We start from the raw sequence: 25,650 nt of genomic DNA on the forward strand, positions 1-25,650 counted from the left end.
AATACAGCCCGATTAACCGATGATTCATCTACATTTTGAGCAAAGGATTAGCATGGAGCTTGACAACAAAGACCGGCAAATTTTGGAAGCACTTCAAACGAATGCACGTCAGAGTCTGGCCTCTCTGGGCAAATGCATTGGCCTTTCGCAGCCAGCCATGAGCGAACGAGTCAAAAAACTCGAAAGTGCAGGCATCATTGAAGGATACGGCGCACGCGTCAATTTGCGAGAGATAGGATTGGGATTACAGGCGATCTTGCGAGTACGCACAACCCACCAATACATCAAACACTATCTGGCGTTGTTTAACGATATCCCTGAGGTGATAGAAGCTGACAGGATCACAGGAGAGGACTGCTTCATCGTGCGTTGTGTTTTTTCTAAACCGAATGATCTGGAAGCCATCGTCGATGCCTTGGCGGTTCATGGTTCAGTGACCACATCGTTAGTTCTGTCTAATGCAGTGCGTAAACAGGTGCCTGTACTCCCGAGGTGACCGGCTCACATGTGATCGACATGGCAGGATATAAGCAACGTCCGCTACTGGCACAGAGCGGACTGCCCATAAATGTTCAAAATCCGAAATAGCGTTTACTGCTGTACCCCTGAGCGCGCGCTGGCACACTAATACCCTTGACGGAGATTTGCAGTGCGCATCAGGCCACTCCTGTTTTTTCGCGGCTGATTCCGGTTGAGATAATGGCAGGCACCGTCCCTTTCACCGATCCTTAGTGCCCTCCCCGGAACCTCACTGCCAATACTGAAGTTGTCTGGCTTGACGGACCCGATTGTCTGCAGCGGACCATTCAGACACCCGACTGGCTGTAAGTTGCAGGTGCCTATCGCCAGGAAATCCACGCCTGGGAAATCGGCCTGCACAAGTACCCCGTATCGTATTTGATGATCAGACGTGGTTTACGGCACCGCTAAAGTGGCGCAGGAGAGCCTGCAGCGTATGCATGGGGCAGTGCAACCCTACGGGAAAATAATGGCCTAGCTGAAACATAAGCCAGACCTGCTCGAGATAACCTTTGCTTTCGCCTGAGGATAAGTAAGAGCACTGATGCCCCGCATGCCCTTACTGCTCTGGCACCAGCGCTCAGGCCATGCAACGGCGGAGGGGTTCAGTATTGTCAGCCAGCACTTAAGCAGTAATCACACCACAGCTTTACTGTTAGATAGATCATTAATCGATACGGCCACGCATTAGATAAATCATCTCTGCATAATCGTAACCGGCCTCAAGGCCGCGAAACGAGGCCAGCCTTTTCACCCCGTCAACCGATATCAGGGCATTGTCCGCCGCAGACATCTGCGATCGGTGCTGTTCTAACATGGCAATTTTTGCTGGCAGATGATGGCTGATGTTAATGTAAATCGCACCGCGCGAGTTGTCCCATGACGAGGAACTTCCCCAGCCTGCCGGTGGATATTCATAGGCGGCTATCAGGCGCAGCGGGTTCCCAGGCTTTGTCGGACGGGTGGCGGCCACGCAGCAGTTATAAACCCACTGGTGCTCCTGATGAAAAGATGGAACCGGTATCATTATCAACTCGGGCTGTATGTCATCTATCAGCTTATCCAGCTGGCTTATACACACAGACTGGCTGGATGAGGCAAGGTCAAAGCTCTCCCCTTCCCTGACAAAATTCAGTACGGAGTACTGTGTCCCGGCGGTTTCCATAGCGGCGACAAGCTCCTGATGCCGCTGCGAGGCAGAAACGTATTGTTGACCGCGCAGGTGGGTTTCGCCTTTCAGCACCACTACGGCAATATGAACTTCGATGCCGGACTCGGTTGCCCGGGCAATGCTGCCGCCGAGTCCCAACTCTGCATCATCGGCATGGGGGCTGATGATGAGCCAGCGCCGACATGAAAAAAGCTTGTCCATGCTCAGTTAACTCCCTTCATGCCCGCAACAACGCCAAAGGTCTTCAGAAAGATGTACATATCCATGCATGCCTGACGGCGAAGGCTGTAATAACGATCAATGGCGATACGGCGCTGATAAGGTAGATCGTCACGCCCTGATACCTGCCACAAGCCTGTTATGCCCGGCTTTACGGAGCAGTAGTGGCGATAGCTGCGGCCATACTTGTCTTTTTCATAGGCAGCGATAGGCCGGGGGCCGATAACGGACATGTCACCCGTGAGAACATTAATAAACTGGGGCAGCTCATCAATGCTGGTTTTACGGATAAATGCGCCAAAACGGGTTATGCGCGGGTCATTTTTTACCACGCTATACAGCTGCAGCTCATGGCGGATACGTTGCTGTTCGGATTCAGAAACCTTCTCCATCGGCAGCATGGACGTAAATTTGATGCAGTGAAATGTCTTTCCGTTCTGTCCCATTCTGGGATGGCGAAACAAGGGGTTCATTCCGGTCAGGAACAAAATGAGTCCGGTTATCAGCATCACCGGCATAAGAAGCAACAGGCAAATGCTGGCGACCATGATGTCGAAAAGTCTTTTTTTCCCCGTCATACGGACCTCTTTAATGACAGCGATTTCATCAAAAGATGAAAACATATTGAAATTTAAGGACACAGATTGAAATTATATTTAACATATGTAAAGAGATCTGCGTCTCCTGCAACTTTGATAAATTAAATTAGTCATCTAATTCATTAACTTACAAACACACCCCAAAAAAAATATCAGAGTTTCCTTAAGCGATATTTTGTGGCGGGAGCTGTAAAAATCATCTGTTTAACAGCAGGCTCGGAGACTTTCACATCAGCCGGGGTGAGCGCCGTATATGCCTGAGAACTGAATTTCTCGCCGAAATCTGTAAAAGCTGCTCCGCTTATCTTTCTTTACCCAACTTTTCCGAACGCATGCGGGAGCAATTATTCCCTGAAAAAATGAGACGACATCAGGAAAATTTTCAGGCTGGCGCCGCATGGTAGAAAAAACATGTCCGAAGATAATTCGCGATCCCGAAGGGTTGGCCTGAAAAAGCGGCAGGGATAATTGATGAAGGCCGCGATGCTGTCCGGAGTCGGTCAAAAAAAATCACATCACCAGAACGTCGTCATCGACATAAACAAGCACACTGAGCAGCAGCTCGGGATGAATTTGCGTGAGCAGCGGGAAACATGTCAGGATCAGGCCATTGGCAAAGCTGGTGTTACATGTTGCGTACGCAGCCTTGTTATTTTTAAGCTCTGCATAAAAAGCTATACGTGGTAATTACAGGTCCGCTTTGAGCGAAAAGCGGACGTTATGAGTAGCTTGCTAGTTAAGTTTATTAAGTTAAGATATTGTGTCGCTGCAGTAGTTTGCTCAAGTGAGGAACGAAAAGTTCTTGCTCGAAATGCTGGGAACAAAGTTTTAGTAGGTTAACCATATAAATTAAAAAAATTTAACGAGATTAGAATGAGGCGGTTTTGTACTGTATTAGTTTTGTTAAGCATGGTTTATTTCATTATAGGTGGTTTGTTTGCGTATTTAAATAAATTAGAACTGCCAATTTATTTAAATGGGATGGCTATTGTTGGTTTTGTAATGACTATTGTTTGCATCTATTCATTGTCGAAGCCTGCTATTACACAGTCAGATTTAGAACAACTTGAGGCCACTTCATTAGAGTCCATAACTAAGACCATCAGTGAGTTAAAATCTCTAAAAACGAATAAAAACTCAACTCAAGAAGAAATATTAGATCTTGAGAAAAAAAGAAAGGAAATGGAACTTTTAGTAAAGAAAGCCAGTATGGCATTGTTTTTCCGTGAGCAACTTAACTACCATGAAAGACGTATACTTTCAGAAATAAAGGGAAGTGAAACCCTCAACCATAGTTTGTCAGAGATAAAAGAAATAAAAGGCAAACTTAAGGCATTGGATGAAGAAATCGCATGTGATCCTGAAGTTTAGTTTCTGCGTTCAATTCTTTTGGAAGCAAGCAGGAGAACACCAACACTCGATGAGCTAACAGAGGGTATGCCATTTATATTTAGAATTATGGCTCGCTCCACACAGTTAATACTTAGGAATAAGTTATAAAAACCTGCTCCATACATTTACATCACAATTGCTCATAGTTTAATCTCGAGCAATTGTGGATAAAAATTTTTCATAATCAATTGGTTATTGAGCGTGGGAATCTTGAGCCTTACACTCTGCTAACCAGATAAATTCCTAATTCATCGGTCCTTTTTTAGTACATTCCAGTCAAGATGGTTATTTGGCGTTAGAATTTTTGAGGGCTCAACATAATCGGCATCAATCCCCTCATCACCAATTCCAGTACGGCAAAATTCAATCCCCATCGAGTTGCATATTATATTCATGGCTTCAAATAATGCTGAAGGCATTCTATGCCCTGCTATTACTCGTCGAACTGGTTTATCTAAGTAAAACCATTCATTCGTTTGCAAAACCCTAACTTCCTGTTCGTAATCCCATTCTCGATATTTAGAGGATAAAACTTGGTTAGCAAGTTCATCAGGACTATAAACATTGGGCATTGATAAATTCGCAAATACACCTCTATATTCGATTTGTTTAATGCTGTGATGATTGTCTGGGATTTCAATTTCGATAGCGCAACCATCAAACCCCCCAGCATAGTGAGCCCAAAGTAAATGAGACTCATATGTAGCTGAAAGAGAGCAAACCTTAAGTCGTTTCTTTTCTTCTATTATCTGCTGAATTTCCTTTTTATAGTCGTAACCATCAGATGTTTGATGAGAGAAAACAAACATCCCTTCCATTGGATCATTCAACATTTTCCAGTCAGAGCAAAAAAGCCTACGATTAAAAATTATATCTAGGGTAAATGCTATTTGAGAAGCCGACCTAAATTTGTATGCTCTCATAATTTTTTTGATTCCTTATCTAATACTAATAACTGAGACAGGCGGGGAATTTAAAAAACAATAGATGATATCATATAGACTGACATTTTTTATTGTGTATTAGATAATGTTAACAATGCCCGCTTTTGGCACATAGCTGACATCAAAACCCAACTTTTCACAGGCCAACGAGAATGTCAGTTCAAATATAAGGCAACACAATCAAAGGCAAATACTCACAGAGATTTTAGCAGCTAAAATTTTCCTCTATCGCGACAAGCGGTGCCAAAACTTGCCAATCATTACCAATCACAAAAACAAAAAAACCCGCAATTACGCGGGTTTAGTTATGTTTATTGCCTGTCAGCGCCAGCTTAAGCCGGCAACCCAATCATTCCCACTCAATGGTAGCCGGTGGCTTGCCGCTGATGTCATAAACTACGCGGGAAATGCCGTCCACTTCGTTGATGATGCGGTTGGAGACGCGGCCGAGGAAATCGTACGGCAGGTGCGCCCAATGCGCGGTCATAAAGTCGATGGTTTCCACTGCGCGCAGTGAAACAACCCAGTCGTATTTACGGCCGTCACCCATCACGCCGACCGAACGCACCGGCAGGAATACGGTGAACGCCTGGCTGACCTTGTTGTACAGATCGGCTTTATGCAGTTCTTCGATGAAGATGGCGTCGGCACGGCGCAGCAGGTCGCAGTACTCTTTCTTCACTTCGCCCAGCACGCGCACGCCCAGACCTGGCCCCGGGAACGGGTGGCGGTACAGCATGTCGTACGGCAGGCCCAACTCCAGGCCGATTTTGCGCACTTCGTCTTTGAACAGCTCTTTCAGCGGCTCGACCAGGCCCAGCTTCATCTCTTTCGGCAGGCCGCCCACGTTGTGGTGCGACTTGATCACGTGCGCTTTGCCGGTGGCGGAAGCGGCGGATTCAATCACGTCCGGATAGATGGTGCCTTGCGCCAGCCATTTCACTTCGTCTTGCTTGCAGGCTTCTTCGTCGAACACTTCAACGAATACGCGGCCGATGATCTTGCGCTTGGCTTCCGGCTCGTCAACGCCGGCCAGTGCGCTCAGGAAGCGCTCTTCCGCCGCAACGTGCACGATGTTCAGGCCAAAATGGTCGCCGAACATATCCAGCACCTGGTCGGCTTCGTTCAGGCGCAGCAGGCCGTTGTCGACAAACACGCAGGTCAGGCGTTTGCCGATGGCGCGGTGCAGCAGCATGGCGGTAACGGAAGAATCCACGCCGCCGGACAGGCCGAGGATCACGTGATCTTCACCCACTTGCTCGCGGATACGCTCAACCGCATCTTCGATGATGGTCGCAGGCGTCCACAGGGCTTCACACTGGCAGATATCCAGCACGAAACGCTCCAGCATGCGCTGGCCCTGACGGGTGTGGGTCACTTCCGGGTGGAACTGCACGCCGTAGAAGCGTTTTTCTTCGTTGGCCATAATGGCGAACGGGCAGGTATCGGTGCTGGCGACGGTCACGAAGTCGGAAGGGATGGCGGTCACTTTGTCGCCGTGGCTCATCCACACGTCCAGCAGCGGTTTGCCGGCAGCGCTGAGCGCGTCTTCGATGCCGCGAACCAGCGCGCTGTCGGTGGTCACTTCCACCTGCGCATAGCCGAACTCACGCTCGTTGGAACCCTGCACATGGCCGCCCAGCTGCATCGCCATGGTCTGCATGCCGTAGCATACGCCCAGTACCGGCACACCGGCGGTGAACACGTATTCTGGCGCACGCGGGCTGTTATGTTCGGTGGTGCTCTCCGGGCCGCCGGAAAGGATGATGCCGCTTGGATTGAATTCGCGGATTTGCTCTTCGCTAACGTCCCAGGCCCACAGCTCGCAGTAAACGCCGATTTCGCGCACGCGGCGTGCTACCAGTTGAGTGTATTGCGAACCAAAATCCAGAATAAGGATGCGATGCTTATGGATATTATTTGTCATGTGAGGCGAATTCCAGCAACAGAGAAAAAGAGCGAAAAATAAGGTTTCGGGGCGAGGAGCCAAGCCCCCCGCCCCGGCCTCTCCCGCAGGAGAGGGTCAAGCATTAACCCATGCGGTAGTTCGGTGACTCTTTGGTGATGGTCACGTCATGCACGTGGCTTTCCTGAATGCCGGCGCCGCTGATGCGCACAAATTCAGCCTTGGTGCGCAGATCGTCGATGGTGGCGCAGCCGGTCAGGCCCATGCAAGAGCGCAGACCGCCCATTTGCTGGTGCACGATCGCTTTCAGCATGCCTTTGTAAGCCACGCGGCCTTCGATACCTTCCGGCACCAGTTTGTCGGCGGCGTTATCGGTTTGGAAGTAACGGTCGGAAGAGCCTTTGGACATGGCGCCCAGCGAGCCCATACCGCGGTAGGATTTGAACGAACGGCCCTGGTACAGCTCGATTTCGCCCGGTGATTCTTCGGTGCCCGCCAGCATGGAGCCGACCATCACGCAGGATGCGCCGGCCGCGATGGCTTTGGCGATGTCACCGGAGAAGCGGATGCCGCCGTCGGCGATAACCGGGATGCCGGTGCCTTCCAGCGCTTCAACCGCGTCGGCGATAGCGGTGATCTGCGGTACGCCCACGCCGGTCACGATGCGAGTGGTACAGATGGAGCCAGGGCCGATACCCACTTTCACCGCGCTCACGCCGGCGTCAGCCAGCGCTTTGGCGCCGGAGGCCGTAGCGACGTTGCCGCCAACGATCTGCAGATCCGGGTATTTAGCGCGGGTTTCGCGGATGCGCTGCAATACGCCTTCGGAATGGCCGTGAGAGGAGTCGATCAGGAGTACGTCAACGCCTGCAGCGACCAGCGCGTCAACGCGCTCTTCGTTGCCGGCACCGGCGCCAACCGCTGCGCCAACGCGCAGGCGGCCATGTTCGTCCTTACAGGCGTTTGGCTTGCGCTCCGCCTTCTGGAAGTCTTTTACGGTGATCATGCCCAGCAGATGGAAGTTGTCGTCCACCACCAGCGCTTTCTCAACGCGTTTTTCGTGCATTCTTTGCAGCACGACTTCACGCGCTTCACCCTCTTTCACCGTGACCAGGCGCTCTTTCGGCGTCATCACGGCGGTAACAGGCTGGTTCAGATCGGTCACGAAGCGCACGTCACGGCCGGTGATGATACCGACCAGTTCGTTCTCTTCGGTCACTACCGGGTAGCCGGCAAAGCCGTTACGCGCGGTCAGTTCTTTCACTTCTTTCAGCGTGGTGGAGGGGGTCACGGCTTGCGGGTCGGTAACTACGCCGCTTTCATGTTTTTTCACGCGGCGGACTTCTTCAGCCTGACGCTCGATAGACATGTTTTTGTGAATGAAGCCCAGGCCGCCTTCTTGCGCCAGCGCAATGGCCAGGCCAGCTTCGGTTACGGTATCCATGGCTGCGGACAGCATAGGGATATTCAGGCGGATGGTTTTGGTCAATTGGGTGCCGAGCTCAGCGGTATTAGGCAGAACCGTAGAGTGAGCTGGAACCAGGAGAACGTCGTCAAATGTTAGTGCTTCTTTCGCGATACGTAGCATGGGCAATATCTCACCAGAGTGGGCTGTGAAAAAGATAAAATATTGCCGCGGCATTATACAGAGCGTAATCGGTTGCCTCCAGCACTTTCTCACAAAAACTCTTGATTACCTTTTTCAGCCCTGTAGTATCGACCAATTAAGTGGTTGTTTTGGAATTTGATCTGGGTCACATGTCGCTACCTGTCTCGCCGTCTATTTTTACCGTAAGCCGCCTGAATCAGACGGTTCGACAGCTGCTGGAAATGGAAATGGGCCAGATTTGGCTCTCCGCCGAGATCTCCAACTTCTCTCAACCGGCTTCCGGCCACTGGTATTTCACGCTGAAAGACGACCGCGCGCAGGTGCGTTGTGCGATGTTCCGCAACAGCAACCGCCGCACCACCTTCCGCCCGCAAAACGGCCAGCAAGTGTTGGTTCGCGCCAGCATCACGCTGTACGAGCCGCGCGGCGACTATCAGCTGATTGCCGAAAGCATGCAACCCGCCGGCGACGGCCTGCTGCAACAGCAATTCGATCAACTGAAACAGCGCCTGAGCGCCGAAGGCCTGTTCGACCAACAGTTCAAACAACCGCTGCCCAGCCCGGCCAAACGCGTCGGGGTGATCACCTCCGCCAGCGGCGCAGCGCTGCACGATGTGCTGCAAGTGCTGCAACGGCGCGATCCTTCTCTGCCCATCGTTATCTACCCGACCTCGGTGCAGGGCGCAGAAGCGCCATTGCAGATCGTGCGCGCCATCGAAACGGCCAACCGCCGCGACGAATGCGACGTGCTGATCGTCGGCCGTGGCGGCGGCTCGCTGGAAGACCTGTGGAGTTTTAACGACGAACGCGTAGCGCGGGCGATATTCGCCAGCCGCATTCCGATCGTCAGCGCCGTCGGCCATGAAACCGACGTCACCATTGCCGACTTTGTCGCCGATCTGCGTGCGCCAACCCCTTCCGCCGCCGCCGAACTGGTCAGCCGCAATCAGTTGGAGCTGTTGCGTCAGTTGCAATCCCAGCAGCAGCGGATGGAAATGGCGATGGATTACTATCTGGCCCAGCGTCAACAGCAGTTCACCCGCATCAACCACCGTTTGCAGCAACAGCATCCGCACCTGCGCCTGGCGCGCCAGCAGACGCTGTTGTTCAAGCTGCAACGCCGGTTGGAAGACGGCATGCAAAACCAGCTGCGCCTGTCTTCACGCCGCAGCGATCGGGTGCAACAACGTTTGGCGCAGGTACAGCCGCAGGCGCGCATTCACCGTTATCAGCAACGCGTGCAGCAACAGGAATACCGTTTGCAGCAGGCGCTGGAGCGCCAACTCAATGCTTACCGCCAGCGTTTCGGCGTGGCCTGCAGCCAGCTCGAAGCGGTCAGCCCGTTGGCGACGCTGGCGCGCGGCTACAGCGTGACGCAAACCCCGCGCGGCGAAGTGCTGAAAACCACCAAACAGGCGCAGGTTGGCGAACTGCTGAAAACCCGCCTGCAGGATGGCTGGGTGGAAAGCGAAGTGAAAACTATCACCGTCGCCAAGAAGCCGCGAAAAAAACGCGCGACTGAATCTACCCGTCATACTTGAAGTTGCATCTGTGTTGGCTGCACCCGCTCACCCGAATCACTTACCTGAGTAAGCTCATCGGGATGAACGTTCTGGCCGCCTTGATGCAACTCCAATTATTTAGGGTATATAACGTTACTTCAGCGTAAAACTCTCGCCCGGCTCACCGTTGATCCACAGTTCCCGCGTTTCTCCGGCAGGCAGGCTGACCATCAGCGTTCGCCATGCCGGTTTGAACTGCCCTTCGGTGGTGACGTTCAGCATGACGCGCCGATTATCGCTGTGCATCTCCCAGCGCAGCCACAGCGCGTTGCCCTGCTGCCAGCCATAACTTTCCCCGTCGTCTTCGAACAACAGCCCAGAAGCGCTGCCACAGCCTTTAAACGGGTACAGTTGCAACTCGCGCCGATCGTCGGCGGCAACGTCGACGTGCGCCAAGCGAGATGACAGCGGCAACGCCGCCCCGGCGCGCACCAACAGCGGCAAACGCTCCAGCGGCGCATCCAGCACCACCGTCTGGCCACCGCTGAACCACTGGCCGCTGTGGAAGCAGTACCAGCCTTCGCCGTTATCCGGCAGATAGACCGAACGCGCACGCTGCCCCTGCTCCACCACGCTGGCCACCAGCAAATCGCGGCCAATCATAAAATCGTCGGTCTCGTTCAGCGTACGTTCATCATGCTCGTGATCGAGGAAGGTCGGGCGCAGCATCGGCTCGTCGTCGGCGCTGGCCTGCCACAGCAAGGTGTAGAAATAGGGCATCAGGCGATAGCGCAGGTTGATCGCCTCGCGGACGGCCGGCGTGGCGGCCGGATACATCCACGGCTCGTTAACCGTCGCGTCGTCGTTCCAGGAGTGAATGGTGAAACGCGGGTGCATCACGCCGTTTTGCACCCAGCGCACCAGCAGTTCGGCGTCCGGTTTGTCGCCGGAAAAACCGCCGACGTCGTGCCCCAGGTTATACAATCCGGACAGGCTCATGCCCAATCCCATGCGGATGTTGTAGCGCAGGGTTTGCCAGTTGGTGCGGTTGTCGCCGCTCCAGGTCTGCACGTAGCGCTGCATGCCGGCACAGCCGGAACGGGAGATCAGGTACGGCCGCAGATCGGGCGCAAAGCGCTGCTGGGCTTCCATCGAAGCGCGCATCATCAGCAACGGCATCACCGGGCGGATATGTTTGATGGCGATCGGCCGGCCAAAACCCTGGCAGCGCGCTTCCGAGTCCCACACTTCGTATTCGTTGTTGTCGTTCCAGGTTGAATCTATGCCCATCTCGAGCAGTTGCTGAGTGACGCCCTGCTGCCACCAACGCACCGTCGCCGGATTGGTGAAATCGAGGTGCGAACCTTCGTCGTCCCAAAAGCTGGAACGCTCCGGCTGGTCGCTTTCTGAATCGCGGATGAACAGCCCCTGCTCCGCCGCCTGCCGGTACTGCGGATGATCCTGCAACAGGCAGGGTTTGATGTTGGCCGCCAGCTTCAGCCCGGCGGCGTGGAACGCCTGGCTCAGTAGCTTCGGCTGCGGCACCTTGTCGTAATTCCAGTTGAACACGTAGCGCTTGTTGCCGATCGAGGTGTAACCCGAAGACAACTGGAACGAATCGCAGGGAATATCGTGCTGCTTGCACAATGCGATGAACTGCTGCAACTGCTGCTGGGCGTCCGGCGCGTCGGTGTAATGCATGGTAGAACCGCTGTACCCGAGGCTCCATTTCGGCCCGAAGTGGGTCTTGCCGGTAAGGCGCACAAAGGCTTTGGTCACATCCAGCACCTGCGGCCCCAGGAACAGGTAATAATCGAGATCCCCCGCCTCGGCCTGATAACGGCGGTAGGCCAGATGGTAGTTGTCGATCTCGTTGCCCAAATCCAGCCAACAGCTGCTCAGGTTGTCGTAAAACAGCCCGAAACTGGCCTCTGCACCGCGGGTTATGGTAAAGGGCACATGCTTGTACAGCGGATCGGTGCTGGCGGCGTTGTAGCCCATCGCATCCAGATTGCGCATTTCGAAGCGGCGGCCGCTGCGCTCCAGATCGCCGGCCTTCTCGCCCAGGCCATAATAGCGCTCGCCGGCAAAGCGGCGCTGGTAGTGCGCCACGCCGTCACCCTGCGGATTGAGCAGGTAGGCGCTGGTTGGCCGGTCGGCCGCCAGCGGCCGCCATTCACCGGCGGCATTGCGGTGCTCCCACTCCAGCCACAGCGGCTGATGCAGGGTAACGCGCAGCGCGGCGCTGGTCACCACCAGCCGATCCTCATGCTGTTGCAGTTGATAACCCGACAGGCTAAAACCGGCGACGCTCAGGCGATCGCGCCCTTCCCAGGGCACGTCAGCCTGCGGCGCAATACTCCAGGTGCGGTCCAGCGCCAGCTCGCCGTTGCGTTTGATCAGCACGCGGAACAGGTTGTCTTCCAGCACGTACAGGCAGAACAGGTGACGCTCGTCGACCAACAGCTCAATGCGATCGGCATATTCGCCTGCCAGCGTCCATTTTTTTAACGTTTTCATAGGTATCCAACTTAACTATTCAGTGTTTTTTTACCGCCGCGTTCGGCGATCAAGGCAATCAGGAACACGGCGCCGATCAGATCGAAGAAGCCCATGGCGATAAACAGCGGGTTGAAGCCGACGGTGTCGGAAACTGCGCCGATCAGCAGCGTAAACAGGAAGCTGGCGATCCAGGCACTGGAGCCGCGCATGCCGTTGACCGTCGCCATCTGGTTTTTATCGAACGACTCCACCACCAGCGCGCTGAGCATGCAGGAGATCACCTGATGGCCGAAACCGCCGATCGAGATCAACGCGATCGCCACATAGGGATCTTTGGTCACCGCGACAAACGCCAGCGAAACCATCATGAAGGCGCCGGTGACCGAGCTGGCGACCACCGAGTTGACGCGGCTGCAGCCGAACCATTTACGGTACAGGGTGGTGAGATAACCGCTGGCGACGCTGCCGATATCCGCCGCCAAAAACGGCAGCCAGGCAAACATGGCGATGTGCTTTAAATCCATGCCGCGTTCGGTGGCCAGGTACAGCGGCACCCAGAAGCTGAACACCGCCCAGGCCGGTTCGGCGAGAAAAGCCGGGATGGCGATGCCGTAGAACTTTTTGTTTTTACACAAGATGGCCAATGATTTTAAAAACGGCAGCCTCGGCAAGAGCGGCTCGTTATCTTCGCGGATCAGATCCAGCTCTTTTTGGCTCAGGTTCGGGTGCTTTAACGGCTCGTGATAGAACAGCCACCACAGCACCACCCAGATCAACCCCAGCGCGCCGGAGAACAAGAAGGCACCCTGCCAGCCAAAAGAGATATGGGCGATGACGATGATTGGCGGGGCCAGCATGGCGCCGATAGAAAAACCTACGCCCGCCCAGCCGGCGGCAATCGGCCGTTCCTTTTTCGGGAACCAGTCGGAGATCGCCTTGGCGTTGCCCGGCGTGGCCGCCGCTTCCGCCCCGCCCATAAAGAAGCGCAGAATAGCCAACTGCACCCAGGTGCCTGCTCCGGCATGCAACATGCACACCACCGCCCAGATGCTGGCGCAGATCAAAAAGCCCATCTTCAGGCCGATAACATCGATCAGCCAGCCGCAGATCGGCTGAAATACCGTATAGGCCAGCTGGAATGACGCCACCACCCAGGAATATTGCTCGGTGGTCATGTTCAGGCTGGTTTTCAGCTCCGGCGCCAGGATACCCAGCGAGTTACGGGTAATGTAGTTGACCGTAACGCCGAGCAGAAACAGCGCCAGCATCCACCAACGCAGCGATTTAAACTTGCGGCGGCCGCTGTGCGCGACCGTCTGATTAATTTCAACACTCATCTGTCTTCTCTCCACGGCGGCTGCCCGGTGAAACAGCTCGCTTTTTGGTAGGGCACGTTTTGGTATCGAAGGTATGGGTTGCGAAAACTTGCGATGGCGATCACGAAAAATCGCACACACCACTCACAACCACATGATTTATTTTCATTTTATTTATAATTCAGTCGGTAAATTGGACTGATAAGTCTATAAAATTGGTGTACCAATGCAGACTAGCCAGCCGGGAGCGTGAGCGAAACGTGGTTTTTTGCAAAAATTTTCATAGGTAGCCTAAAAGCTCGCCATAATGGCGACCCAAGCCAGACAGTACGCTGAAAAAACGCGGTGAAAATATTTTCACCGGCAAATTTGAAGGAGATCACAGAATGAACGGAAAGCTGAAAATACAGGAAATCGCCCGCCAAACAGGGCTGTCGATCAGCACCGTTTCACGCGTACTCGCGGGCAAGTCCAACACCAGCGCCGAGGCGCGCCACAAAGTATTGGCCTGCGCCCAGCAGAACGGCATCTTGCAAGGCCTGTCCAACGGCCGGCTGATGCTGAACAACGTCATGGTGTTTGCCCCGCAGCGCGCCTTCGACGTGCGCACCGACATCTTTTATCACAAGGTGATCCAGGGGATCACCGCCGCGCTGGCGGAGCATGAGGTACGCATCCGCTATTGCGGGCTTGAAGAACAGCACAGCGACGGCGCGCTGTTCCTGGAAAAAATGAGCGATCCGCAGACCGAGGCGGTGCTGATTATCGGCATCGACGACGAACACATTCACCAGTTGGCCGCCGATCTGCACAAGCCCTGCGTACTGATCAACTGCACCGATCGTCAGATGCGGCTGGACAGCGTCTCCCCCGACCATCAGCTGATCGGCGAGTTCTCCGCCAATTATCTGATCCAACAGGGCCACAGCCATATTCTGAATCTGCAATGCCTGCGCCGACACACCATGGAGCTGCGGCTGGCGGGCATCAAGCAGGCCTATGCGCAGCACAACATCGCCTTTGACGAAGGCCGCCATCTGGTCACCACCTCCGGCTTTGGCAGCGAAGAAGCCGAGCAGGCGCTGACCACCTTTATCAATCAGGTCGGCCAGCGTTCGCAACTGCCGACGGCTATTCTCGCCGGGGGCGACTATATGGCGGTCGGCGCGGTCAAGGCATTGAACAAACTGGGGCTGAACGTGCCGGCGGATATCTCGGTCATGAGCACCGACGGTTTTAACCTGGCGGAAATTCATGATGTGCCGCTCACCTCGGTACATGTGCCACGAGACGAGCTAGGCCATGAGGCGATCCAACTGTTGCAGCGCCGGATGCTGCGCGCCGATGCGCCGCCGTGCAACCTGCTGCTGCACGGGAAACTGGCGGTACGCGCCTCGGTCAAGCGCATCAGCCCGCACAAGACCAGCCCGGCGGTCAGCACCCACGATCATCGTCTTTACGATGTCTGAACTACACTTAGTGATGGAATATTTATTGAGGGTAATTTTTTGCCTAAGGAGAGCCACCATGCCGACCCTGACCGCACGTTCAGTCATCCCCCCTTATATGCTTCGCAGGATTATTGAACACGGCAGCGTACCGCAGCGCGACTGCGCATTGCACACCCTGAACCACGTCCAAAGCCTGCTCGGCAACAAGCCACTGCACGCACCCGGCACGAAAACCGCCAGCGGCGGCAAAGTCATCCGCGATATCTACGACGCTCAAAACGGCACTCAGCTTCCCGGCAAACAAGTGCGCAACGAGGGCCAGGCCAGCAACCATGACGTGGCGGTGGACGAAGCCTATGACTATCTCGGCGTAACCTACGATTTCTTCTGGCAGGCGTTTGAGCGCAACTCGCTGGACAACAAAGGGCTGCCGCTGACCGGCAGCGTCCACTATGGCCATGAGTATCAGAATGCCTTCTGGAATGGCCAGCAGATGGTATTCGGCGACGGTGACGGCGAGATCTTCAACCGTTTTACCCTCGCTATCGATGTCGTCGGCCATGAACTGGCGCACGGCGTAACCGAAAGCGAAGCCGGGCTGATTTACTTCCAACAGGCCGGTGCGCTGAATGAGTCTATGTCTGACGTGTTCGGTTCATTGGTCAAGCAGTTCCACTTTAGGCAAACCGCCGATAAGGCCGACTGGTTGATTGGGGCGGGCCTGCTGGCCAAGGGCATTAACGGCAAGGGCCTGCGCTCGATGTCTGCGCCCGGCACCGCCTACGACGATCCGTTGCTGGGTAAAGATCCGCAACCGGCCGACATGAAGGATTACATTCAGACCAAAGAGGACAACGGCGGCGTGCACCTCAACTCCGGTATCCCCAACCGTGCCTTCTATCTGGCGGCCACCGCACTCGGCGGCTTCGCCTGGGAGAAAGCCGGTTACGTCTGGTATGACACATTGTGCGACAAAGCGCTGCCGCAGGATGCCGACTTCGCCACCTTTGCCCGCACCACGGTGAAACATGCGCAGCAACGTTTTGATCGCACCGTGGCGGACAAAGTGCAGCAAGCCTGGCATCAGGTGGGGGTGGAATAATGAAACCCTTGCCGTCGCTCAATCAGGACACGGTCATTGAGCTGGCGCGTGAAGGCGGCTTCGCCTTTATTCCCAAACTGGCGGGCCAGCGGCGCATTGCGCTGGCCGATATTACGCCGGAGCAACGACAACGCCTGAACCAGTTGTTGAATCAAACGCTGCCCTACGCGCAAGAAGAGGGAAAACCGGGTTCCCCCGGCTGTGGCGACCAACGCTACTTCCGCGTTCAAATCAGCTATTACAGCCAGAATCTGTGCAGTGAAATCGTCTTACTGATCCCGGAAACCAGCGCACCGCAGGCGCTGGTGGACTTGTGGAAAACCGGTCAGGTGGATGAGTGAAGGCTTACAACGGCTGATAATTAAATAGCACGCGCTTTTTGGATACCAGCCCGTGGCCGTTCTGACACAGATAATCCACCGCGCCGCAGGCCTTCAGCTCCTGCAATGGCTGCCCGCAGTCCGGGCAATGGGCCAACTGCCGATAATCGCGTTTGCAGGCGGCGCAATGGTAGTGACCATTCACCCACTCCATCGTTTGATCGCATTGCGGACAGTGCGCTTCCATACTGACTCCTGAATTAGATCACGCCCCACGAGCGCAAAAAGTAGATCCCCAGCGCGGTGGTAAAAAACGAACCGACGGTGGTGATGGCAATAATATTCGCCGCCAGCGTGGCGTTGCCGCCCATGGCACGCGTCATGACATAGCTGCCCGAGGCGGTCGGCGTGGCGGAAAACAGGAAGATAATCCCCAGCGCCGCACCGTGAAAGCCCCACAGCCAGCCGCCTAGCGTCATCAGTACAGGTACCAGAAACAGCTTGGCCGAAGAAGACAGCGCAGCAACGTTGGACGAACGGAACATGGCGCGCAGATCCAGGCTTGCGCCGGTGCACAGCAGCGCCAGCGGCAGCGACAGCCCGGAGATATAACTGCCGGTCTGCCGGATCACCTGCGGGATTGCCAGGCCGGTTTGCGCGAACAGCAGCCCGCACACCAGGCCGATAATCAGCGGATTGGTGACAATACTGCGCAGCAGCGACAAACGGCCGATCTTCTTGCCATGCCCGCCCTGCAGGCTGCGCGTCAGGGTAATCACCGACAGCACGTTAAACAGGATCACCGTGACCGTCAGGTACAGCGAACCCAGCGCCACCCCTTCGTCGCCATAGGCCGTCATGGCGTACGCCAGCCCGACAATGGCGGTATTGGCGCGGAACCCGCCCTGCACGAACACGCCCCGTTCACGCGGCTCCTTAACCAGCCAGACCGCCGCCACCTCCAGCAGCAGGAAAGTGGCGATGGTGCCGATCGCGCCGTAAAGAACCAACGGCAGGTTGCCCAACAGTTGCGGATGATTGGTGGCAATACTGAAGAACAACAGGCAAGGCAGCGCCAGATTGAACACCAACCGCGTGGCGCCATCAATAAAACGATCGTCCATCAGCCGCCAGTGGCGCAACAGTATGCCCAGCAACATCATTAACAGATTAGGTACGGTGACGCTGAACGCAAAACTCCAGGTTTCCCAAGACATGGTGTTCCTTCAACTGGCGGCGACAATATGCAGATAATAGAACGACTTCGGGGCAATAAAAAAGAGCGCGGTATAGCTACCGCGCTCTTTTTGAAGATTACTTGCTTTTCTTCAGGTGGCTCATCAGGCGTTTACGTTTACGCATCTGGTTCGGCGTCAGCAAGTTGCGCTTGCCGGCGAACGGGTTGTCACCCTCTTTGAACTGGATGCGGATTGGCGTACCCATGACCTTCAGTGAACGACGGAAGTAGTTCATCAGATAGCGTTTGTAAGAGTCGGCCAGATCGCTCACCTGGTTGCCGTGGATCACCACGATCGGTGGGTTGTAACCCCCGGCGTGAGCATATTTCAGCTTCACGCGGCGGCCGCGCACCAACGGCGGCTGGTGGTCTTCGGCAGCCATCTGCATGATTTTGGTCAGCATGGAGGTGTTCACACGACGGGTCGCACACTCGTAGGCTTCCAGCACCGATACGAACAGGTTGCCAACGCCGCTGCCATGCAGGGCTGAAATAAAGTGAATGCGGGCGAAATCGACAAAACCCAGGCGCAGATCGAGCATCTCTTTCACGTGCTCGCGATCTTCTTCGCTCATGCCGTCCCACTTGTTGACCACAATCACCAGTGAGCGCCCACTATTGAGGATAAAGCCGAGCAGCGAGAGATCCTGATCGGAAATGCCTTCGCGCGCGTCAACCACCAACAGCACTACGTTGGCGTCTTCAATCGCCTGCAGGGTTTTGATTACCGAGAATTTTTCTACGGTTTCCGTCACCTTGCCGCGTTTGCGCACCCCGGCGGTATCGATCAGCACGTATTCGCGCTCGTCGCGTACCATCGGGATATAGATACTGTCGCGGGTAGTGCCCGGCATGTCGTACACCACCACACGCTCCTCGCCGAGGATGCGGTTAGTCAGTGTGGACTTACCTACGTTAGGGCGGCCAACGATCGCCAGCTTGATCGGCAAATCTTGCGGGTTGAAGTCGTCTTCCGGCTCTTCATCCTCCGGGATTTCGTCTTCCTGCTCAGCCCAGTAAGCGGCGTTCGCCTCTTCTTCGGTCAGTTCGACTTCTTCGGGTTTTTCACCGACAAACGGCACCAGCACGTGCTCGATCAGTTGCGCCACGCCACGACCGTGCGAAGCGGCAATCGCATGCACGTCACCCAGGCCCAGCGAGTAGAAATCGGCGGTGGCCATGTCCGGATCCATGCCGTCGGTTTTGTTGGCGACCAGGAAGGTGGCCTTCTGACGGTTGCGCAGATGCTGGGCGATGCCCTGATCGGCCGGCATCAGGCCGGCACGCGCATCGACCATAAACAGCACGATGTCCGCTTCTTCAATCGCCAACAGCGATTGGCCGGCCATGCGCGTTTCCACGCCGTCTTCGGTACCGTCAATGCCCCCGGTATCGACGATAATAAATTCATTACCCTCAACTTCGGCACGACCATACTTGCGGTCTCGCGTTAGCCCGGGGAAATCCGCCACCAGCGCATCGCGCGTATGTGTTAAACGGTTAAACAAGGTGGATTTACCCACATTCGGGCGCCCAACCAGCGCGACGACAGGTATCATTGTGAAGCCTCATTACTTAATAATCAATGCGTTACTGCACCATGGATAGACACCAGAAGTGCAGATTATAAAAATACGAAACGGCCCCTGAACACTCAGGAGCCGTTTGCAAACCGTGCGATGACCGGCAGCGTTAGCGGGTGAAAGCGTAAACTTTTCCGCCTCGAGCCTGGATAACCAGCTTATCGCCAGCCACCATCGGCGCAGACAGGAAGCCGGAGCTATCCACTTCCTGCTGGGCAACAAAACGGCCGTCCGTGGTGTTAATCCAGTGCAGGTAACCTTCGGAATCCCCGGTCACCAGATAACCATTATACATCACCGGCGGAGTCAGGTTGCGGTGCAGCAGATCGCTCTGCGTCCACACTGTTACGCCACCTTCGGTGCTCAGCGCTACCACGCGATCGTTCTGATCGACCAGGTAGATGCGGCCCGCGTCCACGATGAAGTCGTTCACGGAACCCAGTTCACGCTTCCACATGATCTGGCCGGAACGCAGATCCAACGCCGTCAGGTTGCCATTGTAACCTAATGCGTAGACAACGCCCTCAACAATCACCGGCGTCGTGTCCACATCGTTCAGGCGATCGATCTCGGTCGCGCCGCTCGGCTGGGAAATACGCTGTTGCCAGATCAACTGGCCCTGCTGCATCAGCACTGCGCTGACACGGCCGTTATCACCGCCGACAATCGCCGCGCCAAAGGCAACGGCCGGAGCAGACTCACCGCGCAGTGACAGCGATGGCATGTCCAGGTTAACCGTCCACTTCACCGCGCCATCAGATTCGTTCAGCGCCTGCAGCAAGCCGTTGGAGGTATGAATCAGCACCATGCCGTCGCTGATTACCGGGCGAGAAATCGCTTCGCCGGCCACCTTGGTCTGCCACGCCACTTTACCGTCTGCAGTATTCAGCGCGTAAACCACCGCCTTTTCACTGCCGACGTAAACTTTATCGCCCGCAACCGCCAGGCCGCCTGACAGCAATGCCGGCAGGTTGCTGGAGAAGAAGCCGGTCTTCTCGGAAAGATCGACCTTCCACTTTTCGTCACCGCTGTCTGCATCCAACGCTTTCACGATACCGTGACGGTCGGCAGCATACAGTGTGCTGTCCTGGAAAGCGGGACGCAGGTGAGAATAAAACTCACCGATACCGTCACCTACCGAGGTGCTCCACGCCTTGTTCGGCGTGAACTGATTTTCAACTTTTGGCAGCGGCGACATGGTAACCACGTCTTCTTCACTGTTAAACAGCGAGCAACCACTCAGTAAGGCGACGGAAACCAGTCCGACCAAGAGTGTTTTACGCAATTGCATGGGAATTCCCCTTAGCTGGACAAGTTATTCAATTTCATGCGCAGCAAAACCTGCAGCGCCTGAGAAGCGTTGGACTCAATGCCTTTGCTGTAAGCCTCACGCGCACCTTTGGTGTCGCCTTTGGCCAGCAACGCGTCACCGCGTGCATCTTGCGCCATCGCCGCCCAACCTTCGCCTTTCACGCCATCCAGCGTTTTCAGCGCTTCATCCAGCTTTTTCTCCTGCAACTGGACACGCGCCAGACGCAGGCTAACCATCGCCAACAGGTTATCGTCTTTGGTCTGGCCCTGAGCCAGCACCAGCTGTTGCTCTGCCTTGGCAAAATCATTCTGCTCGACAAAGTGTTTCGCCAACTCCAGCGAGGCCAGTACGCCATAGCTATTGCTGTTGGCCTTGGCAAACGTCTCCGCAGCGGACACGTCGTCCGGCTTACCGGCTGCCAGACGATCGCTGGCTTCCTGATAGGATTGGGACGCAGCCATCATGTTGGAGTTTTGGTGGCTCTGCCAGAAACGCCAGCCGACCAGGGCACCAATTCCGAGCACCACCCCCACCGCCAGCGCTTTGCCGTTTTCAGCAAAGAACCGACGCACGGCGTCGACTTGTTCGTTTTCAGTGGTATAGACTTCCACGGTGTCCTTCTCCTTAACCTAACATCGTTGCCAGACGCACTGCGACTTCGCTTTGCGCCAGCGTTTCTTGTTCACCACTGCGCAGGTCCTTAACCACCACCTGCTGTGCCGCGACTTCGTTCTCACCGAGGATCAAAGCGACGCGTGCGCCCCATTTGTCCGCACGGGTGATCTGTTTCTTAAAGTTGCCGCCGCCGTAGTTGGTCATTAATTTCAGCTGTGGTGCTGCATCGCGCACGTTTTCTGCCAACCGCATCGCCGCGCTTTGGGCGCCTGCACCTGAGGAGATAACGTACACGTCAATGGTCGCCGGGGCTTTGAAATCCGGATTAACTTCCTGAACCAGCAATACCAGACGCTCCAGGCCCATCGCGAAACCGACCGCCGGCGTCGCACGCCCGCCCAGTTGCTCGACCAAGCCATCGTAACGGCCGCCTGCACACACCGTACCCTGAGCGCCCAGACTGGTGGTCACCCATTCGAATACCGTACGGTTGTAGTAGTCCAGACCGCGCACCAGGCGTTCATTGATGGTATATGGGATACCTGCCTGAGACAAAAGTTCACACAGGCCGTCGAAGTGGGCTTTGGATTCTTCATCCAGATACTCGGACAGGCGCGGTGCGTCGTTCAGCAAGGCCTGAACTTCCGGATTTTTGGAGTCCAGTACGCGCAGCGGGTTGCTGTACATGCGGCGTTTGCAATCTTCGTCCAGCTTTTCTTTATGCTGTTCCAGGAACGCCACCAGGGCATCGCGGTAGTTGGCGCGCGCTTCCAAAGAACCGATTGAATTCAGCTCCAGATTCACGTGCTCGGAAATGCCCAGCGCTTTCCACCAGCGGGCGGTCAGCAGGATCAGTTCGGCGTCGATGTCCGGGCCTTGCAGGCCGAACACTTCCACACCCAGCTGATTGAACTGACGATAGCGGCCTTTTTGCGGACGCTCATAGCGGAACATCGGGCCGATGTACCACAGACGCTGTTCCTGATTGTACAGCAGACCATGTTCGATGCCGGCGCGAACGCAGCCAGCCGTCCCTTCCGGACGCAGCGTCAGGCTTTCGCCGTTGCGATCCTCGAAGGTGTACATCTCTTTTTCCACGACGTCGGTCACTTCGCCGATCGCGCGTTTGAATAACGGGGTCTGCTCTACAATCGGCAACCGGATTTCGCTGTAACCGTAGCCGCCCAGCACTTGCTTCAGTGTGCCTTCAATACGCTGCCATAATGCCGTATCTTCCGGCAGGTAGTCGTTCATGCCGCGAATGGCTTGAATGTTCTTTGCCACGTGATTTCTCTGTCCGTTGTCTATAAAAATGAACCCGATTATAGGGACTTTGCCGCCCCGTATTCAACGCGGGTGCCGCTTTCTGCCTCCCGGGTTCATAAACAAGCGGGCTAATCAGCCCGCCATGTAGCGATAACGCTTATTTTTCCAGCAGGTTGACCGAGATGCGATTGCTTTCATCCATCATCGATGCCTTGGCGCGAATCTTCGCTTCCAGTTGGTCAATCATCTGCTCGTTGTCAAAACGCTCTTTCTGGCGCACGCCGTCTTCGTAAAAACCGCTCTTGTTATGGCCACCGGTCACGCCCAGCGTGGAAACCAGCGCTTCGCCCGGCCCGTTGACCACACAACCGATAATCGAGATGTCCATCGGCGTGATGATGTCTTCCAGGCGTTGTTCAAGCGCGTTCACCGTACCGATCACGTCAAATTCCTGACGCGAGCAGGTCGGACAGGCGATGAAGTTAATGCCGCGCGCGCGAATGCGCAGCGATTTCAGAATATCGAAACCGACTTTCACTTCTTCCACCGGATCGGCCGCCAGCGAAATACGCAGGGTATCGCCGATGCCTTCCGACAGCAGCAGCCCCAGACCAATCGCCGATTTCACCGAACCGCTGCGCATGCCGCCGGCTTCGGTGATACCCAAATGCAGCGGTTGATCGATACGGGCAGCCAACAGGCGATAAGATTGCACCGCCAGGAATACGTCGGAGGCTTTGACGCTGACCTTGAACTGATCGAAGTTGAGGCGGTCGAGGATATCAACATGACGCATCGCCGATTCAAGCAGCGCTTCCGGCGTAGGTTCGCCGTATTTTTCCTGAATGTCTTTTTCCAGCGAGCCGCCGTTCACCCCAATACGAATCGGGATGTTTTTATCGCGCGCGCAGTCCACGACTGAGCGGATACGCGATTCGTTGCCGATATTGCCTGGATTGATACGCAGGCAATCCACGCCGTATTCGGCAACCTGCAACGCAATACGGTAATCGAAGTGGATATCGGCGACCAGCGGCACGTTAACCTGCTGCTTGATCAGCTTGAACGCCTCGGCGGCGTCCATGGTGGGAACTGAAACGCGGACAATATCTACGCCCACGCGCTCCAGCGCTTTGATCTGATTAACCGTTGCTTCAACATCGGTGGTACGGGTGTTGGTCATCGACTGCACGGCAATCGGCGCGCCATCACCAATAGGCACCTTGCCGACGTAAATTCGCGTTGATTTTCGACGGTTGATGGGCGCTTGGTTATGCATTACTTACTCTCCATTGTTGCTCTGGCATCACGACAATAGCCGCGCAATTACTGCGCGGCAACGGTCAGACGAGCAACACGGTTTGATTTAACAAACCGGCTTAAATCCACCGGCTTACCTTGATATTGAATCTGTACTGCGGCCGGTGCGCCAATAGTCAGTTTATACGGCGCGGTGCCTGCCAGGTTCAGCTTGCCGCCGCTCTTTTGGGTGCCGCTGAACAACGTCTTGCCGCTGGCGTCGCTTACCTGCAACCAACAGTCAGAGGAGAAGTTCATCACCAGCGCGTTAGGATCTTCGGCCGATGCAGCCAGGCCCGCTTCGCCGGTCGGCAGTGGCGCTTGCGCCGTCGGAGCCGCAGGCGTGGTCTCTGGCAGCGGCGCTTGGCTTGGTGAAACCACTGCAGGTTGCTGCGCGGTTTCACTGCCTGTTGCGGCCGGAACCGGTGCTGCCTGTTGCGCAGGCACAGCGCCGGTATCTACCGGCGTTGAACCATTGTCAGCCAAAGGCGCGCTGTTGTCGGCATTGCTGTCGGTCAACGGCACTGATTGGCCTTCATTGTTTTGCGAAAGCTGGGCGGAAGATTGATCGGCCATGGTGGCGATCTCTTCCTGTTGCGCCTTGTGGTTTTGCCACCACCAGGCACCGGTCAGACCGACTACCACGAAAACAATCAGCCAGGTGAAGCTCATCAGCCAGCCGTCGCGTTTTTTGCGACGCTTGCCTAACGAGAAGCTCTGCATGGGCGCGACTTTCGCCACCTTCAGCGGAGCCTGCTTGGCCAACATCGGCAGCAGCTCATCCTCTGGCAAACGCACCAGCTTGGCGTAGGAACGGATATAACCACGCACGAAAGTCGAAGCAAGGTCTGCGGAGAGATTGTCTTCTTCTATGTCGCGCACGGTAGACATTTTGAGGCACAGGCGTTCTGCAACGGCCTGTTGACTCAACCCGAGTGCTTCACGGGCTTGACGCAGACGTTGGCCTGTCGTCATGGATACGGTTTTATCTTGGGAGGCTTCAGTATTCATTAGCTAAGAACTGCTGGTACTGTTTGGATTGTGGAAAACTTCGCGCTAGCTGCTTGCCATAACGTTGAACGCTATCCTGACGACCTGCTAACGCGGCGAAACGAATCTGTAACCATAAGCTGTCGGCACTGGCCGGCAGAACATGTTGATAACTATCCAATAAAAGTTGCGACTGAGCGCGCTTCCCTTCTCCAAATTGCTTTTCTGCCTCCACCAACAGTGGAGTGCCTTTGTCCGGATCGACCTTCAGGGCACGCGTTAACAAGGTACGTGCTTCATCGTTCTGTCCGGCCTTGAGAAAACAGTAACCTGCGTTTTCCAGGCTGTCGGCAACCTGACCATAATCCGGTGCCAGTGCCGCGGAGCTAAACTGCTGTTGTGCCGGTACATACTGCCCTAAACTGCAGAGAAACGCACCGTAATTATTCAGCACGGTGCCATTGTTTGGCGCAAGTTTGAGCGCCTGCTGATAACGTTGTTCAGCCGCGCCATTCTCGCCAATCCGCTGCTCGTAAAGCGCCATGCCCAATTGGGTACGGTAATCCTGTGGAGCAGCGTCCGCCGCTTTTTCCAGATTCTGCCGCGCGGCGTTCAAATCGCCCTGCTTAAGATATTCCAGCCCCAGTTGCAAACGCGTCTGGCCCGCTTCAGGTTGCGCGTCTTTTTCCGGTGACGAACCGGAACAGCCGGCCAGTAAACCGGCCGCCAGCACCATGCCCCACAGATTCAGCTTCATGCCCGCATTCATTTCCTTATCTGATGTCATCTTGGTGTC

Annotated in this window: 23 protein-coding genes; 7 read left to right on the top strand and 16 right to left on the bottom strand. The window is 55.4% G+C overall.

Features of this window, described 5'->3' with window-relative positions; genetic code table 11:
- Positions 1–52 precede the first annotated feature (52 nt).
- Positions 53–496, top strand: coding sequence for an Lrp/AsnC family transcriptional regulator (locus SERAS12_RS18935; RefSeq protein WP_013814128.1), 444 nt, complete (start codon positions 53–55; stop codon positions 494–496).
- A 690-nt stretch (positions 497–1,186) separates the two neighbouring features.
- On the opposite strand, the gene SERAS12_RS18940 is transcribed toward SERAS12_RS18935, so the two are convergent.
- Both SERAS12_RS18940 and SERAS12_RS18945 read right to left on the bottom strand, forming a co-directional pair.
- Positions 1,187–1,891, bottom strand: a complete 705-nt coding sequence (locus SERAS12_RS18940) for a PIG-L deacetylase family protein (RefSeq protein WP_013814129.1) — start codon at positions 1,889–1,891, stop codon at positions 1,187–1,189.
- Positions 1,892–1,893: 2 nt separating this feature from the next.
- Positions 1,894–2,487, bottom strand: coding sequence for a sugar transferase (locus SERAS12_RS18945; protein WP_013814130.1), 594 nt, complete (start codon positions 2,485–2,487; stop codon positions 1,894–1,896).
- Positions 2,488–2,979: 492 nt separating this feature from the next.
- Here SERAS12_RS18945 and SERAS12_RS18950 point away from each other — a divergent pair, with 492 nt between their 5' ends.
- Together SERAS12_RS18950 and SERAS12_RS18955 are read left to right on the top strand one after the other, a co-directional pair.
- Positions 2,980–3,195: a hypothetical protein gene (locus SERAS12_RS18950; RefSeq protein ID WP_013814131.1), complete on the top strand. Its 216-nt coding sequence runs from the start codon at positions 2,980–2,982 to the stop codon at positions 3,193–3,195.
- A gap of 222 nt (positions 3,196–3,417) precedes the next feature.
- A complete protein-coding gene (locus SERAS12_RS18955; RefSeq protein ID WP_239440955.1) occupies positions 3,418–3,879 on the top strand; it encodes a hypothetical protein in 462 nt (153 codons plus the stop codon).
- Positions 3,880–4,148: 269 nt separating this feature from the next.
- On the opposite strand, the gene SERAS12_RS18960 is transcribed toward SERAS12_RS18955, so the two are convergent.
- From SERAS12_RS18960 to guaB, 3 genes are all read right to left on the bottom strand, one after another.
- Positions 4,149–4,823, bottom strand: coding sequence for a hypothetical protein (locus SERAS12_RS18960; RefSeq protein ID WP_013814133.1), 675 nt, complete (start codon positions 4,821–4,823; stop codon positions 4,149–4,151).
- Between the two features lie 370 nt (positions 4,824–5,193).
- Positions 5,194–6,771 (bottom strand): glutamine-hydrolyzing GMP synthase, encoded by a 1,578-nt coding sequence (guaA, locus tag SERAS12_RS18965; protein WP_006318108.1) that lies wholly within the window; start codon positions 6,769–6,771, stop codon positions 5,194–5,196.
- Between the two features lie 103 nt (positions 6,772–6,874).
- Positions 6,875–8,338: an IMP dehydrogenase gene (guaB, locus tag SERAS12_RS18970; RefSeq protein WP_004952045.1), complete on the bottom strand. Its 1,464-nt coding sequence runs from the start codon at positions 8,336–8,338 to the stop codon at positions 6,875–6,877.
- Positions 8,339–8,508: 170 nt separating this feature from the next.
- Between guaB and xseA the strand changes: the two genes are divergently transcribed.
- Entirely contained in the window at positions 8,509–9,900 is a 1,392-nt protein-coding gene (gene xseA, locus SERAS12_RS18975) for an exodeoxyribonuclease VII large subunit (RefSeq protein ID WP_013814134.1), read from the top strand.
- A gap of 114 nt (positions 9,901–10,014) precedes the next feature.
- Here the strand turns inward: xseA and SERAS12_RS18980 are convergent, their stop codons facing one another.
- Positions 10,015–12,381, bottom strand: coding sequence for a glycoside hydrolase family 31 protein (locus tag SERAS12_RS18980; RefSeq protein WP_013814135.1), 2,367 nt, complete (start codon positions 12,379–12,381; stop codon positions 10,015–10,017).
- A gap of 11 nt (positions 12,382–12,392) precedes the next feature.
- Positions 12,393–13,700 (bottom strand): MFS transporter, encoded by a 1,308-nt coding sequence (locus tag SERAS12_RS18985; RefSeq protein ID WP_013814136.1) that lies wholly within the window; start codon positions 13,698–13,700, stop codon positions 12,393–12,395.
- Between the two features lie 365 nt (positions 13,701–14,065).
- Here SERAS12_RS18985 and SERAS12_RS18990 point away from each other — a divergent pair, with 365 nt between their 5' ends.
- The 3 genes from SERAS12_RS18990 to SERAS12_RS19000 are packed head-to-tail and all read left to right on the top strand — an operon-like array spanning position 14,066 to position 16,573.
- Positions 14,066–15,148, top strand: a complete 1,083-nt coding sequence (locus SERAS12_RS18990) for a LacI family DNA-binding transcriptional regulator (RefSeq protein WP_013814137.1) — start codon at positions 14,066–14,068, stop codon at positions 15,146–15,148.
- A gap of 58 nt (positions 15,149–15,206) precedes the next feature.
- Positions 15,207–16,232: a M4 family metallopeptidase gene (locus tag SERAS12_RS18995; RefSeq protein WP_013814138.1), complete on the top strand. Its 1,026-nt coding sequence runs from the start codon at positions 15,207–15,209 to the stop codon at positions 16,230–16,232.
- Complete coding sequence (locus SERAS12_RS19000; protein WP_013814139.1) at positions 16,232–16,573, top strand: protealysin inhibitor emfourin; 342 nt, start codon at positions 16,232–16,234, stop codon at positions 16,571–16,573. Before SERAS12_RS18995 ends, SERAS12_RS19000 begins: the two co-directional genes overlap by 1 nt.
- A 4-nt stretch (positions 16,574–16,577) precedes the next feature.
- Here SERAS12_RS19000 and SERAS12_RS19005 read toward each other — a convergent pair whose 3' ends face one another.
- The 9 genes from SERAS12_RS19005 to pilW all read right to left on the bottom strand — a co-directional run bounded on the left by SERAS12_RS19005 (position 16,578) and on the right by pilW (position 25,611).
- Positions 16,578–16,799 carry a zinc ribbon domain-containing protein gene (locus SERAS12_RS19005; protein WP_013814140.1) on the bottom strand — a complete coding sequence of 74 codons (222 nt, stop codon included), beginning with the start codon at positions 16,797–16,799 and terminating at the stop codon, positions 16,578–16,580.
- Positions 16,800–16,812: 13 nt separating this feature from the next.
- The gene (locus SERAS12_RS19010) at positions 16,813–17,769 is read right to left on the bottom strand and encodes an AEC family transporter (protein WP_006318145.1); all 957 of its coding nucleotides are present in this window, start codon (positions 17,767–17,769) and stop codon (positions 16,813–16,815) included.
- Between the two features lie 97 nt (positions 17,770–17,866).
- Entirely contained in the window at positions 17,867–19,348 is a 1,482-nt protein-coding gene (der, locus tag SERAS12_RS19015; RefSeq protein ID WP_004952062.1) for a ribosome biogenesis GTPase Der, read from the bottom strand.
- Positions 19,349–19,481: 133 nt separating this feature from the next.
- Positions 19,482–20,663: an outer membrane protein assembly factor BamB gene (gene bamB, locus SERAS12_RS19020; protein ID WP_013814141.1), complete on the bottom strand. Its 1,182-nt coding sequence runs from the start codon at positions 20,661–20,663 to the stop codon at positions 19,482–19,484.
- A gap of 11 nt (positions 20,664–20,674) precedes the next feature.
- Positions 20,675–21,295: a YfgM family protein gene (locus SERAS12_RS19025; RefSeq protein WP_013814142.1), complete on the bottom strand. Its 621-nt coding sequence runs from the start codon at positions 21,293–21,295 to the stop codon at positions 20,675–20,677.
- Positions 21,296–21,308: 13 nt separating this feature from the next.
- Positions 21,309–22,583, bottom strand: coding sequence for a histidine--tRNA ligase (hisS, locus tag SERAS12_RS19030; RefSeq protein WP_013814143.1), 1,275 nt, complete (start codon positions 22,581–22,583; stop codon positions 21,309–21,311).
- A 139-nt stretch (positions 22,584–22,722) separates the two neighbouring features.
- Complete coding sequence (gene ispG / locus SERAS12_RS19035) at positions 22,723–23,844, bottom strand: flavodoxin-dependent (E)-4-hydroxy-3-methylbut-2-enyl-diphosphate synthase (protein WP_004952070.1); 1,122 nt, start codon at positions 23,842–23,844, stop codon at positions 22,723–22,725.
- A 47-nt stretch (positions 23,845–23,891) separates the two neighbouring features.
- A complete protein-coding gene (gene rodZ, locus SERAS12_RS19040) occupies positions 23,892–24,875 on the bottom strand; it encodes a cytoskeleton protein RodZ (protein WP_013814144.1) in 984 nt (327 codons plus the stop codon).
- Complete coding sequence (gene pilW, locus SERAS12_RS19045) at positions 24,865–25,611, bottom strand: type IV pilus biogenesis/stability protein PilW (protein WP_041416635.1); 747 nt, start codon at positions 25,609–25,611, stop codon at positions 24,865–24,867. Before pilW ends, rodZ begins: the two co-directional genes overlap by 11 nt.
- Positions 25,612–25,650 lie beyond the last annotated feature (39 nt).

It is taken from the genome of Serratia sp. AS12 (assembly GCF_000214195.1).
Lineage (GTDB): Bacteria > Pseudomonadota > Gammaproteobacteria > Enterobacterales > Enterobacteriaceae > Serratia > Serratia plymuthica.

Coding starts and splice junctions, on each gene's coding strand:
- SERAS12_RS19005 (WP_013814140.1), bottom strand. CDS start 16,799: ATGGAAGCGCACTGTCCGCAATGCGATCAAACGATGGAGTGGGTGAAT.
- SERAS12_RS19010 (WP_006318145.1), bottom strand. CDS start 17,769: ATGTCTTGGGAAACCTGGAGTTTTGCGTTCAGCGTCACCGTACCTAAT.
- SERAS12_RS18945 (WP_013814130.1), bottom strand. CDS start 2,487: ATGACGGGGAAAAAAAGACTTTTCGACATCATGGTCGCCAGCATTTGC.
- SERAS12_RS18935 (WP_013814128.1), top strand. CDS start 53: ATGGAGCTTGACAACAAAGACCGGCAAATTTTGGAAGCACTTCAAACG.
- SERAS12_RS18990 (WP_013814137.1), top strand. CDS start 14,066: ATGAACGGAAAGCTGAAAATACAGGAAATCGCCCGCCAAACAGGGCTG.
- SERAS12_RS18940 (WP_013814129.1), bottom strand. CDS start 1,891: ATGGACAAGCTTTTTTCATGTCGGCGCTGGCTCATCATCAGCCCCCAT.
- SERAS12_RS18950 (WP_013814131.1), top strand. CDS start 2,980: ATGAAGGCCGCGATGCTGTCCGGAGTCGGTCAAAAAAAATCACATCAC.
- SERAS12_RS18955 (WP_239440955.1), top strand. CDS start 3,418: ATGGTTTATTTCATTATAGGTGGTTTGTTTGCGTATTTAAATAAATTA.
- xseA (WP_013814134.1), top strand. CDS start 8,509: ATGTCGCTACCTGTCTCGCCGTCTATTTTTACCGTAAGCCGCCTGAAT.
- pilW (WP_041416635.1), bottom strand. CDS start 25,611: ATGAAGCTGAATCTGTGGGGCATGGTGCTGGCGGCCGGTTTACTGGCC.
- rodZ (WP_013814144.1), bottom strand. CDS start 24,875: ATGAATACTGAAGCCTCCCAAGATAAAACCGTATCCATGACGACAGGC.
- SERAS12_RS18985 (WP_013814136.1), bottom strand. CDS start 13,700: ATGAGTGTTGAAATTAATCAGACGGTCGCGCACAGCGGCCGCCGCAAG.
- bamB (WP_013814141.1), bottom strand. CDS start 20,663: ATGCAATTGCGTAAAACACTCTTGGTCGGACTGGTTTCCGTCGCCTTA.
- guaA (WP_006318108.1), bottom strand. CDS start 6,771: ATGACAAATAATATCCATAAGCATCGCATCCTTATTCTGGATTTTGGT.
- ispG (WP_004952070.1), bottom strand. CDS start 23,844: ATGCATAACCAAGCGCCCATCAACCGTCGAAAATCAACGCGAATTTAC.
- SERAS12_RS19000 (WP_013814139.1), top strand. CDS start 16,232: ATGAAACCCTTGCCGTCGCTCAATCAGGACACGGTCATTGAGCTGGCG.
- SERAS12_RS18995 (WP_013814138.1), top strand. CDS start 15,207: ATGCCGACCCTGACCGCACGTTCAGTCATCCCCCCTTATATGCTTCGC.
- SERAS12_RS18980 (WP_013814135.1), bottom strand. CDS start 12,381: ATGAAAACGTTAAAAAAATGGACGCTGGCAGGCGAATATGCCGATCGC.
- SERAS12_RS18960 (WP_013814133.1), bottom strand. CDS start 4,823: ATGAGAGCATACAAATTTAGGTCGGCTTCTCAAATAGCATTTACCCTA.
- der (WP_004952062.1), bottom strand. CDS start 19,348: ATGATACCTGTCGTCGCGCTGGTTGGGCGCCCGAATGTGGGTAAATCC.
- guaB (WP_004952045.1), bottom strand. CDS start 8,338: ATGCTACGTATCGCGAAAGAAGCACTAACATTTGACGACGTTCTCCTG.